Annotated in this window: 14 protein-coding genes; 2 read left to right on the top strand and 12 right to left on the bottom strand. The window is 67.5% G+C overall.

The window, feature by feature from the left end; genetic code table 11:
- Window positions 1-135: 135 nt before the first annotated feature.
- From BM013_RS09945 to BM013_RS09925, 5 genes are all read right to left on the bottom strand, one after another.
- Window positions 136-1,524, bottom strand: coding sequence for a sigma 54-interacting transcriptional regulator (locus BM013_RS09945; RefSeq protein WP_093125993.1), 1,389 nt, complete (start codon window positions 1,522-1,524; stop codon window positions 136-138).
- A 71-nt stretch (window positions 1,525-1,595) separates the two neighbouring features.
- A complete protein-coding gene (locus BM013_RS09940; RefSeq protein WP_093125990.1) occupies window positions 1,596-2,252 on the bottom strand; it encodes a hypothetical protein in 657 nt (218 codons plus the stop codon).
- 57 nt (window positions 2,253-2,309) lie between these two features.
- Window positions 2,310-3,737, bottom strand: coding sequence for a sensor histidine kinase (locus BM013_RS09935; protein ID WP_093125987.1), 1,428 nt, complete (start codon window positions 3,735-3,737; stop codon window positions 2,310-2,312).
- Window positions 3,737-5,098, bottom strand: coding sequence for a tRNA (N6-isopentenyl adenosine(37)-C2)-methylthiotransferase MiaB (gene miaB, locus BM013_RS09930; protein ID WP_093125985.1), 1,362 nt, complete (start codon window positions 5,096-5,098; stop codon window positions 3,737-3,739). The genes BM013_RS09935 and miaB overlap by 1 nt, the downstream gene beginning before the upstream one ends.
- 62 nt (window positions 5,099-5,160) lie before the next feature.
- The gene (locus tag BM013_RS09925) at window positions 5,161-5,619 is read right to left on the bottom strand and encodes a hypothetical protein (RefSeq protein ID WP_093125982.1); all 459 of its coding nucleotides are present in this window, start codon (window positions 5,617-5,619) and stop codon (window positions 5,161-5,163) included.
- Window positions 5,620-5,874: 255 nt separating this feature from the next.
- On the opposite strand from BM013_RS09925, the gene BM013_RS09920 reads away from it, so the two are divergent.
- Together BM013_RS09920 and BM013_RS09915 are read left to right on the top strand one after the other, a co-directional pair.
- Entirely contained in the window at window positions 5,875-7,110 is a 1,236-nt protein-coding gene (locus BM013_RS09920) for an efflux RND transporter periplasmic adaptor subunit (RefSeq protein WP_093125980.1), read from the top strand.
- Window positions 7,107-10,292 carry an efflux RND transporter permease subunit gene (locus BM013_RS09915; protein ID WP_093125977.1) on the top strand — a complete coding sequence of 1,062 codons (3,186 nt, stop codon included), beginning with the start codon at window positions 7,107-7,109 and terminating at the stop codon, window positions 10,290-10,292. The genes BM013_RS09920 and BM013_RS09915 overlap by 4 nt, the downstream gene beginning before the upstream one ends.
- A gap of 77 nt (window positions 10,293-10,369) precedes the next feature.
- Here the strand turns inward: BM013_RS09915 and BM013_RS09910 are convergent, their stop codons facing one another.
- From BM013_RS09910 to ttcA, 7 genes are all read right to left on the bottom strand, one after another.
- Window positions 10,370-10,645, bottom strand: coding sequence for a hypothetical protein (locus BM013_RS09910; protein ID WP_093125974.1), 276 nt, complete (start codon window positions 10,643-10,645; stop codon window positions 10,370-10,372).
- Window positions 10,642-11,349 (bottom strand): AzlC family ABC transporter permease, encoded by a 708-nt coding sequence (locus tag BM013_RS09905; protein WP_143098255.1) that lies wholly within the window; start codon window positions 11,347-11,349, stop codon window positions 10,642-10,644. Before BM013_RS09905 ends, BM013_RS09910 begins: the two co-directional genes overlap by 4 nt.
- Before the next feature lie 9 nt (window positions 11,350-11,358).
- Window positions 11,359-12,105: a 2OG-Fe(II)-dependent halogenase WelO5 family protein gene (locus BM013_RS09900; RefSeq protein ID WP_177225448.1), complete on the bottom strand. Its 747-nt coding sequence runs from the start codon at window positions 12,103-12,105 to the stop codon at window positions 11,359-11,361.
- A 73-nt stretch (window positions 12,106-12,178) separates the two neighbouring features.
- On the bottom strand, window positions 12,179-12,928 hold the full coding sequence (locus BM013_RS09895; protein WP_093125967.1) for a Crp/Fnr family transcriptional regulator: 750 nt from the start codon (window positions 12,926-12,928) through the stop codon (window positions 12,179-12,181).
- Between the two features lie 73 nt (window positions 12,929-13,001).
- Entirely contained in the window at window positions 13,002-13,646 is a 645-nt protein-coding gene (locus tag BM013_RS09890; protein WP_093125966.1) for a histidine phosphatase family protein, read from the bottom strand.
- Between the two features lie 19 nt (window positions 13,647-13,665).
- Window positions 13,666-14,304 carry a DUF4136 domain-containing protein gene (locus tag BM013_RS09885; RefSeq protein WP_093125964.1) on the bottom strand — a complete coding sequence of 213 codons (639 nt, stop codon included), beginning with the start codon at window positions 14,302-14,304 and terminating at the stop codon, window positions 13,666-13,668.
- Window positions 14,305-14,351: 47 nt separating this feature from the next.
- A complete protein-coding gene (ttcA, locus tag BM013_RS09880; RefSeq protein WP_093125961.1) occupies window positions 14,352-15,284 on the bottom strand; it encodes a tRNA 2-thiocytidine(32) synthetase TtcA in 933 nt (310 codons plus the stop codon).
- Between the last annotated feature and the right edge of the window lie 201 nt (window positions 15,285-15,485).

Genomic DNA, 15,485 nt, shown 5'->3' with positions numbered 1-15,485 from the left:
AGGCCGCTGCGAAGGCATTTTTCGGGGGCGGAGGCCGCTGGCGGGCCTCAAAACCCCTGTTTTTGTCGCCGAATCCCGACAAGCCTGGGGGGCAGGTGGGGATAGGCCTTATGAATCAACGACTTAGGGGCGTCGCTAGTCGGCGACAGGCTCACTGCCGCCAGCGACAGCGTCCGCCTTGAAGTGGCCCGGCGTGAGTTCGTGCTTCTGCAGCAGGCGGTAGAACTCCGTGCGGTTGCGGTCGGCCAGGCGGGCGGCGTCGGCCACGTTGCCGTCCGTCAGTTTCAGCAGGCCGACCAGGTAGTCGCGCTCGAAACGCTGTTTGGCCTCGGCATAGGTCTGGACCTCGACCGTCGGCACGCGCAGCGCGCGCTGCACCAGCGCCAGCGGGATCAGCGGCGAGCTCGACAGCGCGCAGACCTGTTCCACCACGTTGAACAGCTGGCGCACATTGCCCGGCCAGGCGGCCGTGGTCAGGGCCTTCAGCGCCTCGGGCGCGAAACCCGACAGCCGCTTGCCGTACTTGGTCGACAGGCGCTGCAGGAAGTGGTTGGCCAGCAGCGGAATGTCTTCGCGCCGCGCCGACAGCGGCGGCAGCGTGAGCGTCACCACGTTCAGGCGGTAATACAGGTCTTCGCGGAACTGGCCGGCTTCCATCGCGGCGTCCAGGTCGCGGTGGGTGGCCGAGACGATGCGCACGTCGACCTCGATCGACTGGCTCGCCCCCAGCGGACGCACCGCGCGCTCCTGCAGCACGCGCAGCAGCTTGACCTGCAGGGCGGGCGGCATGTCACCGATTTCGTCGAGCAGCAGCGTGCCGCCGTCGGCCTGCTGGAACAGGCCCTTGTGGTTGGCATGGGCGTCGGTGAAGGCGCCCTTCATGTGGCCGAACAGCTCCGACTCGAGCAGCGCTTCCGGAATGGCGCCGCAATTGACCGCCACGAAGGGCTTGTCCGCGCGCGCGCTGGCCTTGTGGATGGCGCGCGCCAGCAGTTCCTTGCCGGCGCCGGAGTCGCCACGCAGCAGCACCGAGGCGTCCGACTTGGCGACCATGCGCGCCTCGGCCAGCAGCTCGGCCATACGGTTGCTGCGGCTCACGATTTCGGAGCGCCAGCTGTCGTCGCCGGCCTTGCTCGGCGTGGTGGCGGGCGCGCCCAGCGCCAGTGCCTGCGCGATCTTGTCGAGCAGCTCGCGGCCGTCGTAGGGCTTGGTGAGGTAGGTGAACACGCCGCGCGCCGTGGCCTCGACCGCGTCGGGAATGGTGCCGTGCGCGGTCAGCAGGATGACGGGCAGCGACGGGTGGCGCTTGCGGATCTCGTCGAACAGCTGCAGGCCGTCGCGCCCGGGCAGGCGCACGTCGCTCAGCACGAGCTGCGGGTGCTCGATCTCGAGCTGCGTGAGCGCGGTTTCGGCCGAGGTCACGGCCGTGACCTGGTAACCCGCCGAGCTCAGCCGCATCGAGAGCAGCCGCAGCATGTCCGGGTCGTCGTCGACCACGAGGAGGCGGGCGCCGGTTGTGCTCATTCAAAAACCTCCGTGCGTCGCACCGCGGTGCGGGCTTGCTTCAGCTTGCTTGGGGCGGCCCGGCGCTGCGCTCATGGGCTCGGCTTGCTTGCGGCCGGCGCCGCCGGCATGGCTGGCGCCATGTTGGGCCGCGCGAAGCTGCGCTCGATGGCGCGCAGGGCTTCGATGCGGTCGTTCAGCTGGTCGATGCGGCGCTGGCTGTCGCGCAGCTGCTGCACCTGCTTGTCGCGGTCGTCTTCCGCGCGGCGCTGTTCCACATAGCGGGCGGCCAGCGCGCGCGCGAGCGGGTGCAGCGGCTGCGCCTCGGGCGAGGGGTTGGCGATCACGCGCTGCAGCAGGCCCAGCGCGCGCGCCAGGTCGGCCGGCACGCGGGTCTGCGAGAGCAGCAGCGCGAGCTGCATCTGCGTGGCCGGCGAATCGCCGGGGTCGCCGATGCGCGAGATTTCCGCGCTCAGGTCGGCGCCGTTCAGCGGGCGCATCTTGTCGGCGTACGACAGCATGGCCGCCACCGGCCCCTGCGTCATCATCGTGAAGAGCGAGGCCGGCTGCGTGGCCGGCGCCCTGGGTTCGGCTTCCACCGGCATCACGCGCGGCGCCGCCGGGGGCGGTGGCAGTGCATCGGCCTCCGCGGGCGGCTTGGGCTGCGAGGCGCAGGCGGCCAGCAGCAGGACGAAAGGCACGGTGATCGCCCCGGCGAAGGTGGAACTGCGGACGAACGAGAAAGACATGGGTCGAAGAAGGACGCGAAGCGCTGAGGCGGTGTTGGAGAGGGGGAGCCGGTGCGGTCAGGCCGTGCGCGGCAGTTCGATGCGAAAGCGGGCACCGGGTCCACCGGGCTGCAGGGTGATGCGGCCCCCGTGGGCTGCAATGTACTCCTGCACGATGGAAAGTCCGATGCCGGTGCCTTTCACCGTGTGTTCGGGTTGGCGCTCGCCGCGGAAGAAAGGTTCGAAGATCCGGTCGCGGTCGCCCTCGGCAATGCCCGGCCCCGCGTCGTCCACGTCAATGTAGACGGCCTCCGGCGTCCCCGATACCGCCAGGGTGATGACACCGCCGGTTACCGAAAAGCGAATGGCGTTGCTCAACAGGTTGGCAATGGCGGTGCCGAGCTTGGTGCGGTCGACCGTGATCGCGATGGGCTGGCCCTCGGCGCGCACGCGCAGGCCGTGCGACTGCCACTGCAGGCGCTGCGCCTCGATCTGTTCCTCGATCAGCGGCAGCAGCTCGGTGCGTTCGCGGCGCAGTTCGCGCGCCTCGAAGGCCGCCGCGTTGAAGCGCAGCAGCGCCTCGATCTGGCCCTGCAGCGAGATGGTGTTCTGGTTCAGGATCTGCGCCACCTCGAGCTGCGCCGGGTTCAGCGGACCGGTCACGCCGTCTTCGAGCAGCGAGACGCCTTCGCGCAGCGCGGCCAGCGGCGTCTTCAGTTCGTGCGACACGTGGCGCAGGAAGCGCGCCTTGTCGGCGTCGAGCTCGGTCAGGCGCAGGCGCAGCCATTCGAGCTGCTGCGACACGCGCCGCACGTCGGCCGGGCCGCGGATGTCGATGGGCTCGTCCAGCCGGTTCTGGCCGAGGCCGACGATGGCGTGCTCCAGCCGCTTGAACGGCCGCGCCAGCCAGATGCCGAAGGCCAGCGCCAGCGACACGGCCAGCACGCTGGCGGCCACCACTTCGCGCATCAGCCGGCGGCGTGCGTTCTCGATGCGCTTGGCCAGCGCGTCGTTCTGCGTTTCGATCAAAAACTGCGCCTGCTGTGCGAGGTTGGTGTTCAGCGCGTCGAGTTCGCGGAACTGCATGGCCATGGTGCTTTCGCGCGTGAGGGCGCTGTCGGCGCTGCCGCTCATCAGGCCCTCGATCACGCCGAGCTGGGCGCGCCACATCTCGATGCCCGCGGGCGCCAGGCCGTTGTTCTCCAGGCGCTCGAGCACCTGGTGCGCCTCGCGCGCGGCGTCGTCGAAGCGGCGGCGCAGCACGGCGTCGTTGAGCACCAGCGACTGGCGCCCGGCGCGCTCCATGGCCGCGCTGCGTTCGGCCAGCGACTGCGCCGCGCCCGACAGGCGCAACGCGCGCGCGGCCGCGTCGCGGCTTTGGGTCATGAGCACGTCGTACTGCAGCACCGAGCGCAGCGCCACGCCCACCAGCAGCGCGGTGATCAGCAAGAAGGCGAACAGCAGCAGCTGCTGGAACGAGCCCCGCGTGGAAGGTCGCTTCGCCATCAGTGGGCGAGCGCCGTGGCAGCCGGGGCCATGGCCGACTCGCGCGTCGGCACCTCGCCGCGCAGCGTGTACGCCAGCGAGCGCGTGATGCGCAGGTCGGTCATCTGGCCGACCAGGCGGGCGTCGCCCTCGAAGTTCACGACGCGGTTGCAGGCGGTGCGTCCCATGAGTTCGTTGGCGTCCTTGCGCGAGGCGCCTTCCACCAGCACGCGCTGGGTGCTGCCCACCAGGGCCTGGCCGAAGCGCTTCACGTTGCTGTCGATCGCGGCCTGCAGGGTGTGCAGGCGCGCGAGCTTGACTTCGTGCGGCGTGTCGTCCTGCAGCGCGGCGGCCGGCGTGCCGGGGCGCGGGCTGAAGATGAAGCTGAAGCTGCTGTCGAACTGGCAGTCTTCGATGAGCTTCATCATCTTCGCGAAGTCTTCGTCGGTCTCGCCGGGGAAGCCGACGATGAAGTCGCTGCTCAGGGCCAGCTCGGGGCGGATGGCGCGCAGCTTGCGCACCGTGCTCTTGTATTCCATGGCGGTGTAGCCGCGCTTCATGGCCATCAGGATGCGGTCGCTGCCGTGCTGCACCGGCAGGTGCAGGTGGCTCACGAGCTGCGGCACTTTGGCGTAGGCCTCGATCAGGCGCTGCGTGAACTCGTTCGGGTGGCTGGTGGTGTAGCGGATGCGCTCGATGCCGGGGATCTCGGCCACGTACTCGATCAGCAGCGCGAAGTCGGCGATCTCCGCCGTGTCGCCCATCCTGCCGCGGTAGGCGTTCACGTTCTGGCCCAGCAGCGTGATCTCGCGCACGCCCTGGTCGGCCAGGCCGGCGATCTCGACCAGCACGTCGTCCAGCGGGCGGTTCACTTCCTCGCCGCGGGTGTAGGGCACCACGCAGTAGCTGCAGTACTTGGAGCAGCCTTCCATGATCGACACGAAGGCGGTGGCGCCTTCCACGCGCGCGGGCGGCAGGTGGTCGAACTTCTCGATCTCGGGGAAGCTGATGTCCACCTGCGGGCGGCCCAGCCGCTCGCGGTCGTTCAGCATCTCGGGCAGGCGGTGCAGCGTCTGCGGGCCGAACACGATGTCGACGTACGGTGCGCGCGCGATGATGGCCTGGCCTTCCTGGCTCGCCACGCAGCCGCCCACGCCGATCTTCACGCCCTTGGCCTTCAGGTGCTTCACGCGGCCGAGGTCGGAGAACACCTTTTCCTGCGCCTTCTCGCGCACCGAGCAGGTGTTGAACAGGATGAGGTCGGCCTCGTCCACGTTCTGCGTGGGCTCGTAGCCCTGCGCGGCGTTGAGCACGTCGGCCATCTTGTCCGAGTCGTACTCGTTCATCTGGCAGCCGAAGGTCTTGATGAATACTTTTTTCATGGGGAACTCTCTTTGCCCTCCGGTGCGGAGGGCGGCGGGCGCGCAAGGCGCGCCGCGCTTTTTTATTGCGTGTTGAGCGTGTCGTTCGAGACGAACGGCCAGATGTTCAGGAACGGCTTGTCCAGCGACTCGCGGCTGGCCATGGCTTCGTCCGGCGTGAGGATCCACACCTCGCGCAGCAGCCCGGCGGCGTCGCGCGTGTAGTTGACCAGGTACTTCTGGCCAATGATGGCGCCGGGCATGACCAGCATGTTCTGCGGGCTGCGGATGCGCGCGCCGGCGCCCAGGCGGTCGGCCCTGCCGTCGAGTTCGACGTCGGGGGCGTTGACCACCATCAACTTGCCGCGCAGAGTGCCGACAGGAAAGTTGCGACCGCCGACCAGCGATTCATTCTGGGTCTGCGGGCGGGGAACTTCGTCCTGGGCGCTGGCGGGAAGGCTGAGCAGGCCGAAGAGGCTGGCGGCGGCTGCGCACAGCGCCATGTAAGAGAGAGCGTTCGTGGGTGTCTTGCAGCGGTTCATGGGGTATATCCAGAGGCTGTGGAGCGGGGATTTTAGCGAGGGGGTGCATTCCCCTTGGCCGTCCGCAGCGGGTGGTGTCCAGGGCGTGGGTTTGACTTGCTTTACATTTCTTTACGGGACTGGTGAACACTCCGGGGCGGCCACTGATTCAATAGCCGTTGTCAGCCCAAAGTGCACAAAAAACCCATGAAGAAAAATGTTGCCGTCGCCCTTGCGGGCGTGTTGATCGTAGCCGTCGCGGGCGGGTGGTGGAGCATGTCCGGCAACAAGTCGGGCCCGAAGAACGCGAAGGCACCCACGGCCGCCGGCGGCCCGGCGGGGGGCGCAGCGCCCGCGCTCGTGACGCTGGCCACGGCCCAGAAGCAGGACGTGCCGGTTACCGTGCAGGTCAATGGCAGCGTGGTGTCCCTCAACAGCGTCGACCTGCGCCCGCAGGTCACCAACACGGTGAGCGCGGTGCACGTGAAGGAGGGCCAGTTCGTCAAGTCCGGCCAGCTGCTCTTCACGCTCGACGACCGCAACGACCAGGCCAACCTGGCGCGCGCACGGGCGCAGCAGCAGAAGGACGAGGCCACCATGGCCGACCTGGAGCGCCAGTACAAGCGCAGCCAGGACCTGGTGGCGCAGAACTTCATCGCCAAGAGCGCGGCCGACGCCACGCTCTCGCAGCTCGAGGCGCAGCGCGCCGCCGTGGCCGCCGACCGCGCCGCCGTGCAGTCGGCCCAGGTCGCGCTGGGCTATGCCACGCTGCGCGCGCCCATTGCCGGGCGCATCGGCGCCGTGAACATCTACCCGGGCACGCTGGTGCAGCCGACGCTGTCGCTGGTCACCATCACCCAGCTCGACCCGATCGCCGTGAGCTTCCCCGTGCCCGAAGGCAACCTGCAGGACCTGCTGCAGGCCGCGCGCTCGCGCTCCAAGGTCGAGGCCGTGGTCACCGGCCGCAAGGAGCCGCTGAGCGGCACGCTCGATTTCGTCGACAACACGGTCGACCCGACCATCGGCACGGTGCGCGCCAAGGCGGTGTTCGCCAATGCCGACCAGAGCCTGTGGCCGGGGCAGTTCGTCGGCACGCGCATCACGGTGCGCTCGCTCGACGGCGTCACCGTGGTGCCGGCCGCGGCGCTGATGATGCTGTCCGACGGCACCTCGCTCTATGTGGTCGACGAGGCCAGGACCGCCACGCGGCGCAAGGTGAAGACGCTGCACACCTTCGGCACCAAGGTTGCCGTGAGCGGCGTGGAGCCGGGCGAGCAGGTGGTGATCGAGGGCAGCCAGAACGTGCGGCCGGGCGGCAAGGTGCGCGTCGACGCGAAGGCGCCGGCCGCTGCCCCTGGTGCCCCTGGTGCCGCTGGTGCGCCTGCCCCTGGTGCGCCCGCCACGCCGGGCGCCCCCGCCGCCCCGGCGAACGGCAACTCCGCCGTCACGCCCGGCAGCGCCGCTTCTTCCGACGGCACCGACGCGAAGCCGCCCAAGCAGGAACGCGCATGAACATCTCGGAGCTCTGCATCCGCCGTCCGGCGATGACGGTGCTGCTGTCCGCGGCCGTGGTCGTCATCGGCATCTTTGCGTACTTCAGCATCCCCGTTGCCGCGCTGCCCAGCTACAACACGCCGGTCATCAACGTCAACGCGCAACTGCCGGGCGCGAGTCCGGACACCATGGCGTCGTCGGTGGCGCTGCCGCTGGAGAAGCAGTTCTCGACCATCCCGGGCCTGCAGACCATCAGCTCGGTGAACACGCAGGGCGTGACCTCGCTCACGCTCGAGTTCGTCAGCAGCCGCGACATCGACGCCGCCGCCGTCGACGTGCAGGCCGCGCTGTTGCGCGCGCAGCGCCAGCTGCCGCAGGAACTCACGCAGCTGCCCTCGTACCGCAAGGTGAATCCGGCCGACGCGCCGGTGCTGTTCATCGCGCTGATTTCTCCGTCGATGAATCCGTCGGAGCTCAACGACTACGCCGAGAACCTGATCTCGCCCACGCTGTCGACCATCGACGGCGTGGCGCAGGTGGGCGTGTACGGGCGCAAGGCCTTCGCGGTGCGCATCAAGGCCAATGCCGACCTGCTCAACGCGCGCAACATCACGCTCGACGAACTCGCCAAGGCGGTGAACTCGGCCAACGCCAACACGCCGGTGGGCGTGCTCGACGGCCCGCGCCAGACGCTCACCATCCAGGCCAACCGGCAGCTCGTGAAGGCGGCCGACTTCGCCAAGCTCATCGTCGGCCAGCGCAACGGCGCGCCGGTGCGGCTGGACGAGGTGGCCACCATCGAGGACAGCTTCGAGTCGGTGAAGACCGCCAGCAGCTTCAACGGGCAGGACTCCATTTCACTGGCCGTGCAGCGCCAGCCCAACGCCAACACCGTGCAGGTGGTGGACGCGGTGCGCGCGCTCATTCCGCGCTTCAAGGCGGAGCTGCCGCAGTCGGTCGAGATCCAGATGGTGAACGACCGCTCGCTGTCGATCCGCGAGGCCGTGCACGACGTGCAGCTAACGCTGCTGGGCACCATCGCGCTGGTGGTGCTGGTGATCTTTTTGTTCCTGCACCGGCTGGTGGCCACGCTGATTCCGGCGGCCACCATTCCCATTTCGCTGATCGGCGCGGTGGCGCTGCTCTACGCCTTCGGCTACAGCCTGGACAACGTCTCGCTGCTGGGCATCACGCTGGCCGTGGGCCTGGTGGTGGACGACGCCATCGTGGTGCTCGAGAACATCATGCGCTACGTCGAGAAGGGCATGGAGCCGATGGCCGCGGCGCTGCGCGGGGCGCGCGAGGTGGGCTTCACCATCGTCTCGATCTCGATCTCGCTGGTGGCCGTGTTCATCCCGATCTTCTTCATGCCGGGCGTGATCGGCCTGCTGTTCCACGAGTTCGCGGTGGTGGTGGCGCTGGCGGTGCTGGTGTCGGCCATCGTCTCGCTCACGCTGGTGCCCATGCTCGCGAGCCGCCTGCTCAAGCACGTGCCGCGCAAGGAAGGCGCGGCCGACCATGTTCACGATCGCGATCATGAAGAGGAGCACCCCGAGCCCGGCACCGCCATCGGCCGTGCCTTCGAGCGCGGCTACCGCGCGGTGCACGGCGGCTACATGCGCTCGCTCGACTGGACGCTGGGGCACCGCCCCGTCATGCTGGCCATGGCGGGGCTCACCTTCGTCATCACCGGCTGGCTGTTCGTCACCATTCCCAAGGGCTTCTTCCCCGAGGAAGACATCGGCCAGATCCAGATCACCACCGAGGCGGCCGAAGACATTTCCTTCACCGCCATGAAGGCACTGCAGGACCGCGTGGCCGCCGCGCTCAAGGAAGACCCGAGCGTCGACTACGTGAGCTCCTTCGTCGGCGTGGGCGGGCCCACCGCCACGCAGAACTCGGGCCGCCTGTTCGCCGTGCTCAAGTCGCGCAGCGAGCGCCCGCAGATGGCCAAGGTGCTGGAGTCGCTGCGCCAGCGCTTCCGCGAGATCCCCGGCATTGCCGTGTACATGCAGCCGGTGCAGAACCTGCGCCTGGGCGGCCGCCAGAGCAAGGCGCGCTTCCAGTACACGCTGCAGAGCGTGAACGCGGGCGAGATGGTGCCGTGGGCCACCAAGCTCATGGAGCGCATGCGCGCCGACGCCGACTTCCGCGACGTCACCAGCGACTCGCAGAACCGCGGCCTGCAGGCCACGCTGGACATCGACCGCGACAAGGCCGGCGTGCTCGGCGTGGCGGTGGGCGACCTGCGCCTGGCGCTGTACAACGCGTACGGCGACCGCCAGATCGGCAGCATCTACGCGGCCAGCAACACCTACCAGGTGATTCTTTCGGCCGCCGACAGCGACCGCCAGTTCGAGGACGACGTGTCGCGCCTGTCCGTGCGCAGCAACACCGGCAAGCTGGTGCCGCTGTCGGCCTTCTCCAGCGTCAACCGCACCGTGGGGCCGACCTCGGTCAACCACCAGGGCCAGCTGCAGGCCGTGACCGTGTCGTTCAACCTCGCGCCCGACGTGCCGCTGGGCAACGCCACCGCGAAGATCGACCGCTTCAAGGACGAGCTGAAGATGCCGCCGTCGATCATCACCACCTACGGCGGCGACGCGGCGGTGTTCCAGAGCTCGCAGTCGAGCCAGACGGTGCTGCTGGTGCTGGCGGTGCTGGTCATCTACGTGCTGCTGGGCGTGCTGTACGAGAGCTACATCCACCCGCTCACCATCCTGGCCGGCCTGCCCTCAGCTGCGGTGGGCGCGCTGCTTTCGCTGAAGCTCTTCGGCTTCGACCTGACGCTGATCGCCACCATCGGCATCCTGCTGCTGATCGGCATCGTGAAGAAGAACGCGATCATGCTGATCGACTTCGCGCTCGACGCGCAGCGCACCGAGGGCATGAAGCCGGTCGACGCGATCCGCGAGGCCTGCCGCCTGCGTTTCCGCCCGATCCTGATGACCACGCTGGCCGCGCTGATGGGCGCGCTGCCGCTCGCGCTGGGGCTCGGTGCCGGTGCCGAACTGCGCCAGCCGCTGGGCGTGGCGGTGGTGGGCGGGCTGATCTTCTCGCAGGTGATCACGCTGTACATCACGCCGGCCATCTACCTGGCGCTGGACCGCTACAGCGGCACCGGGCCGATGGTGGACCTGCCGGGCGAGGTGAAGAAGCCGGAAGCTGGCGTGGCCGCAGACACGGCAGCGCACGCCTGAAGCGCGACGAACCGCGGCGAACCGCCGCGTTCGTTCTTGAAGCGACTGCGGGAGGCACCGGCTGGCGCCTCCCGGCTTCAAAGGTGGCGCGCGGCCATGAGCGCCAGCCAACCGGCAAGAAAGGCAATCTGCAGTCCGCCGAAGCGCCACGCCACGGCCATGGTGACGGCCACGGGGAAAAGCAGGCTTGGCGCGATGCAGATCTGGATCAGCAGGTAGGCACCCATCAGGCTGGGGCCGGCGTTCGACAGGGCAACCTCGGCCGCCGGCCAACGCGACAGCCATTGCGCGGCGCCCAGGCCCGACAGGCGGATCGCAATCGTGACCAAGGCCATGACGACGATCGCATTCATGTTCGCGGCCTCTTGTGGGTCCACAGCGTGGCGGCCATGCCGGCCAGTCCCGCCAGCAGCACCGCCGCGGCCTGTTGGTCGGTTCGCCACCAGCAGACCAGGCCGACCACGGCGCCGATGGCAACGGGCGTCAGGTGGTGCGGGTTCTTTCGAAGGCCGAGGGGCAGCAGCAGCGCCATGGACAGTGGCACCAGCGCGTCCATTCCGAAGCGATAGAGCATCTGCGGCGTGAAAATGGCGCCGAATTGAAATCCAGCAATGCAGCCGGCCGTCCACGCCAAGGTCAATGCGGACGAATTGCCAAGAATGAAATTGGCGTTGATCGGGCCGCGCTGGGCCGCAATGTGGCAGGCCGTCCAGCTGCTGTCGGTCACCATGCTGGCCGCCAGCCAGGTGCGCCATCTGCTGGAATTTTTCAGATACGGCCAAAGCGAGGCCGTGAAAAGAAGATGCTTGGCATTGAGGCCGACGGTCAATGCAATCAATGCGCCGATGTGGGCGGAATTGTTGAATTCCAGCGCGGCCAATTGCGCGGTGGCGGCATTGACGCTCAGGGCGGCAAAAATCAATTCACCGAGCGACCAGTCGGCATTCTTGCTGGCGACGCCCACGATCAGGCCGAATACCAGCACCTTGGGAATGAAAGGCAATGCCGCAATCCAGCCATGTGAAATTCCCATGGGCGCGGAAACGGATTTTTCCACCGAAACCCTTCAGGCCCAGAACAGGAGTTTTTCGGAGGTGATTCCGAAAAACCCCGACAAGGTCAATCGCTCTCCATCGCTCGGCAATACCGAATGGGCCTGCGTGGAGCGGAAGATGATCAAATCGCCGACGCGGGGGGCGACATCGATGTAATTGCTTCCCTTGGCGGCCTGCGCGGGGTCCTGTTCCTTGTAGATGCGCGTCTGGCCCCCGGCCTTGGGTGTCTTGAGGTAGATGTTCCAGGCAAACTGTTCGCTGACGCGCGGCGCGAAGGAAAGCCCGGTGTTTTCGCCCGGCATCCAGTCGCGGTGAATGGGCGCCTCCGGCAGGACGCGCACCGTGAAGTTCATCATGCGCCGGTCCTGGTGCTCGGCGACGCCGTGGCCCAGGGAAAAGGTCTTCGACGCCACTTCCTGGACGCGAGGAAAGAAATTGACCAGCCTGAGAATGCGCTCTTCGAATACTTTCTCGAAGATGCGCGCCCGGCGGAAATATTCGCTGTGGTCGGATTTGAAGCGAAAGAAATTGGGGCCGAGCTTTCCTTTGCGAACGACACCGCCGGCTTTGTCGTCTCCCTCGTAGTATTCGATGCCGATTTTTGAAATGGCATGCAATATCAGGTCGACCTGATATTCCTGAAGAAAATTCTCGAACCGCAAGCCTGCGCAGTCGTCGGTTGAAAATCTCTTGATCGCCGCGAGGTTGGGCGCCGTGCGGTTGATATCTTCAACCACCCATTTTTTGACCTCTGCCATCATTTCCCCTTGATTGTGGGGACGATAATGGCGTCAAAATGGGGTTTTTCGTGGTATCCAGGGATACAGAAAGTCAACTATTTCTGTAATGCAAACGGCGTAACGCCGAGGCGTCGTGGATGATGACCTGCTTGGCCCGTGTTTCAATGACCCCTTCGCGCGACAGCGAGTTCAGGGTTCTTGTCACGGTGACCCGGCTCAATGCCGTCATGGCGGCAATTTTCTCGTGCGTCAGATCGACGTGAAAGTCACCTGATTCCTGCGTCAATGTCGAATTGCTGTTCGATTGCAATCGTGCAATACGCAAAAGAAGATCCACCACCCGCTCCTTGGGCGCCGCGGATGCAACGCCCGCAAGTTTTTCAACAATCATGTGATTCTTGAAGCCGAGCAATTGAATGAGCGAATCAGCCAATTCCGGCATGGCGGAGAATTTCCGGGTGATGTCGCCGGGGAGGTAGCGGCTCAGGGTCGCGGGTGCGACCACGCGCGTCGTGGTCGGGCGCGGCAGGTCAGCAAATGCCGGGCCTTCGCCAAAGATGGCGCCCGGCCCGAATATCTCGAGCAGGAATTCCGCGCCATTGCTTCGCTGGATCGTCGAGTGAACAAAGCCGGATCGCAGGAGATAGAAATAACTGTGCCGCTCTCCTTCGCGGGCCAGCACGTCGCCGGTCGCCAGGCTGATGACGCTGCCCAGATGGGTGGCTTCGACCCAGGGGGTCGAGAGCGCCAGGGAGGCGTCCCAACTGGCGTACGCGGAGGCACGGGTGGAATCACGGGCGGAGGCACGGGCCGAGGCATGGGCCGAGGATTCGGAATTCATTCTTTTCATTCAGAAGATCGCTTCTGTCCCGGTTGCGGCCTTGCGCGTGGCGAGGCCGCTGCGCGAAGACCGGTCAGGTCGTCGTCTCGTCGAGCGTGTGGCCGGCCGCCAGGTGCGCGGTGTCGCTCCAGCCCACGAGGCTGAAGCCGCCGGGCGTCCACAGCATGCGGTTGATGGCCGCGTTGCCCAGCTGCCAGGTGCGCGGCGCCTGCAGCGCCTGGCGGGTGGCGGCGCGGTACAGCACGTCCATCACGCCGCCATGCGCCACCAGCACCACCAGCTCGCCCGGGTGGCGCGCCGCCAGTTCGGCGGCCACGCCGGTCACGCGATCGCGGAAGGTCAGCAGGCTCTCGCCGCCCTCGGGTTCGAATTCGGGGTCGCGCTCGCGCCAGCGCCTGGCCTGCTCGGGCAGGTTGGCCTCGATCTCGGCGAAGCTCATGCCCTCGAAGGTGCCGAAGGCGCGCTCGCGCAGGCGCGGCTCGGGTTGCACGGCCAGGCCGTGCGGCCTGGCGATTTCCTCGGCGGTGCGCCAGGCGCGCGCAAGGTCGCTGGCGTAGACCACGCCGATCGGCTCGTCGGCCAGCGCCCCGCCGGCGCGCTGCGCCTGCCAGACGCCGGTGGCGTTCAGGCCGATGTCGAGTTGGCCCTGGATGCGGGTGTCGACGTTCCAGGCGGTTTCGCCGTGGCGAACGGCAATCAGACGGGTGGCTTCTTCCATCCGCGGGATTCTAGAAGCGCTACTTTCGGGCAGTCGCCGGCGACAGCTCGATGTCGACCCGGCGCTCGCCCTGCGGCGGGTTCGGGAAGCCCTGCAGCGCCGCCTGGAACATCACCGGCAGGATCGCCGCGCTCGAGGTGTAGGGGCCGTCGTTGCGGGCACGCGTCTCGTAGACCACCTTGTTGGATGCCACCTCGCGCAGCACCACGCTCACCTCGCGTTCGTACCAGGGGTTGGCCGGCGGCGCGAACGCCGGGCCGCCGTACCAGCCGCCGCCGTACCAGCGCCGGCCGTGGTAGCCGTAGCCGCCATAGCCTCCTCCATAGCCGCCGTACCCCCACGGGCCGCTGTAGAGCCACGGGTCGGCCCAGGGCGAGAGGCCGGCCGTCACGCGTGCGCCGATCTGCGCGGTGTACTGCGCCCGGGTGTCGTCGCGGCGCAGGCCGGCCTTGTCGAGCGCCGCGCCAGCCATGGTTTCCAGCGATTCCTGGCGGGCGCCGTCGGCCTGCTGCGAAGGCAGGCGGTCGAAGCGGTAGGTGGCGCCGGGCGCCACGGCGCCCAGGGACGAGAAGCTCTTGACGTCGCTGTCGACCACCCACGAGGTGGCGCAGCCGGTCAGGCTGGCTGCAAGAAGAAGAGCGGAAAGCACACGTTTCATGAGGGTCTCCGGGCCGCGAGGGCCCCAAATTCCCCTGGGTTGCCCGCTCAGCCCTGGACGATGCGCAGGGCTGCAGGTGCCTGGGAGAGCAGGTCGAAGGAGGGCGTGTCGAAGGCCTTGTCGCCGTTCTCGTCCGCCACGCCCGTCGCCTTCAGACCCTTGAAGTCGTGCAGCGTTCCGTCCAGCAGGTGCGAAGGCACCACGTTCTGCATGGCGCTGAACATGTTCTCGATGCGCCCGGGGTACTTCCTGTCCCACTCGCGCAGCATTTCGCCGACCTGCTTGCGCTGCAGGTTTTCCTGGCTGCCGCACAGCGTGCACGGAATGATCGGGAAATCGCGGTGCTGCGCCCAGCGCACGGTGTCCTTCTCGGCCACGTAGGCCAGCGGGCGTATCACGACGTGCTTGCCGTCGTCGCTCACCAGCTTGGGCGGCATGCTCTTGAGCTTGGCCGCGAAGAACATGTTGAGGAAGAAGGTCTGCAGCATGTCGTCGCGGTGGTGGCCCAGCGCGACCTTGGTGGCGCCCAGCTCGTCCGCCACGCGGTACAGGATGCCGCGGCGCAGCCGGCTGCACAGGCCGCAGGTGGTCTTGCCCTCGGGGATCACGCGCTTGACGATGCTGTACGTGTCCTGGTTCTCGATGTGGAAGTCCACGCCCAGGTCGCTCAGGTACTTGGGCAGCACCTCTTCGGGGAAGCCGGGCTGCTTCTGGTCGAGGTTGACCGCGACGATGTCGAAGTGGATGGGCGCGCGCGCCTTCAGCTTGAGCAGGATGTCGAGCAGCGCATAGCTGTCCTTGCCGCCCGAGACGCACACCATGACCTTGTCGCCTTCCTCGATCATGTTGTAGTCGACGATGGCCTGCCCGACCTGGCGGCACAGGCGCTTTTCGAGCTTGTGCGTTTCGCGCTCGATCTTCAGGGAATTGGCAGTGGCGTCGGCGGCGGCGGGCGCCTCGTCGATCCAGACGGCATTCATGGCTGGCTACTTCGGGGAGTCGGGGGAGGGTGCGATTGTCCCCGATCCCCATGGCATGTGCCATTGGGCGGGGTTGTTGCCGTGCGCGCGGGCGCCGTCGGCCGGTTTCGGGGCCCGACGGCGCGGCTGGCACAAGAGGCTGGCAAGGCTGTCATGCGCGAGGCGTATATCAATTGTGCGAGCCGCAGGGCTACCTTCGGC

Source organism: Variovorax sp. OK605, assembly GCF_900115445.1.
In the GTDB taxonomy this organism is placed as follows: Bacteria; Pseudomonadota; Gammaproteobacteria; order Burkholderiales; family Burkholderiaceae_C; genus Variovorax.
Note: the sequence above shows the minus strand (reverse complement) of the source record. Positions and strands in the feature narration are given on the sequence as shown.

Excerpts from the sequence above, each read along its gene's own strand:
- BM013_RS09890 (WP_093125966.1), bottom strand. The coding sequence starts at position 13,646 with ATGGAAGAAGCCACCCGTCTGATTGCCGTTCGCCACGGCGAAACCGCC.
- miaB (WP_093125985.1), bottom strand. The coding sequence starts at position 5,098 with ATGAAAAAAGTATTCATCAAGACCTTCGGCTGCCAGATGAACGAGTAC.
- BM013_RS09910 (WP_093125974.1), bottom strand. The coding sequence starts at position 10,645 with ATGAATGCGATCGTCGTCATGGCCTTGGTCACGATTGCGATCCGCCTG.
- BM013_RS09885 (WP_093125964.1), bottom strand. The coding sequence starts at position 14,304 with ATGAAACGTGTGCTTTCCGCTCTTCTTCTTGCAGCCAGCCTGACCGGC.
- BM013_RS09900 (WP_177225448.1), bottom strand. The coding sequence starts at position 12,105 with ATGGCAGAGGTCAAAAAATGGGTGGTTGAAGATATCAACCGCACGGCG.
- BM013_RS09895 (WP_093125967.1), bottom strand. The coding sequence starts at position 12,928 with ATGAATTCCGAATCCTCGGCCCATGCCTCGGCCCGTGCCTCCGCCCGT.
- BM013_RS09925 (WP_093125982.1), bottom strand. The coding sequence starts at position 5,619 with ATGAACCGCTGCAAGACACCCACGAACGCTCTCTCTTACATGGCGCTG.
- BM013_RS09945 (WP_093125993.1), bottom strand. The coding sequence starts at position 1,524 with ATGAGCACAACCGGCGCCCGCCTCCTCGTGGTCGACGACGACCCGGAC.
- BM013_RS09920 (WP_093125980.1), top strand. The coding sequence starts at position 5,875 with ATGTCCGGCAACAAGTCGGGCCCGAAGAACGCGAAGGCACCCACGGCC.
- BM013_RS09915 (WP_093125977.1), top strand. The coding sequence starts at position 7,107 with ATGAACATCTCGGAGCTCTGCATCCGCCGTCCGGCGATGACGGTGCTG.
- ttcA (WP_093125961.1), bottom strand. The coding sequence starts at position 15,284 with ATGAATGCCGTCTGGATCGACGAGGCGCCCGCCGCCGCCGACGCCACT.
- BM013_RS09940 (WP_093125990.1), bottom strand. The coding sequence starts at position 2,252 with ATGTCTTTCTCGTTCGTCCGCAGTTCCACCTTCGCCGGGGCGATCACC.
- BM013_RS09935 (WP_093125987.1), bottom strand. The coding sequence starts at position 3,737 with ATGGCGAAGCGACCTTCCACGCGGGGCTCGTTCCAGCAGCTGCTGCTG.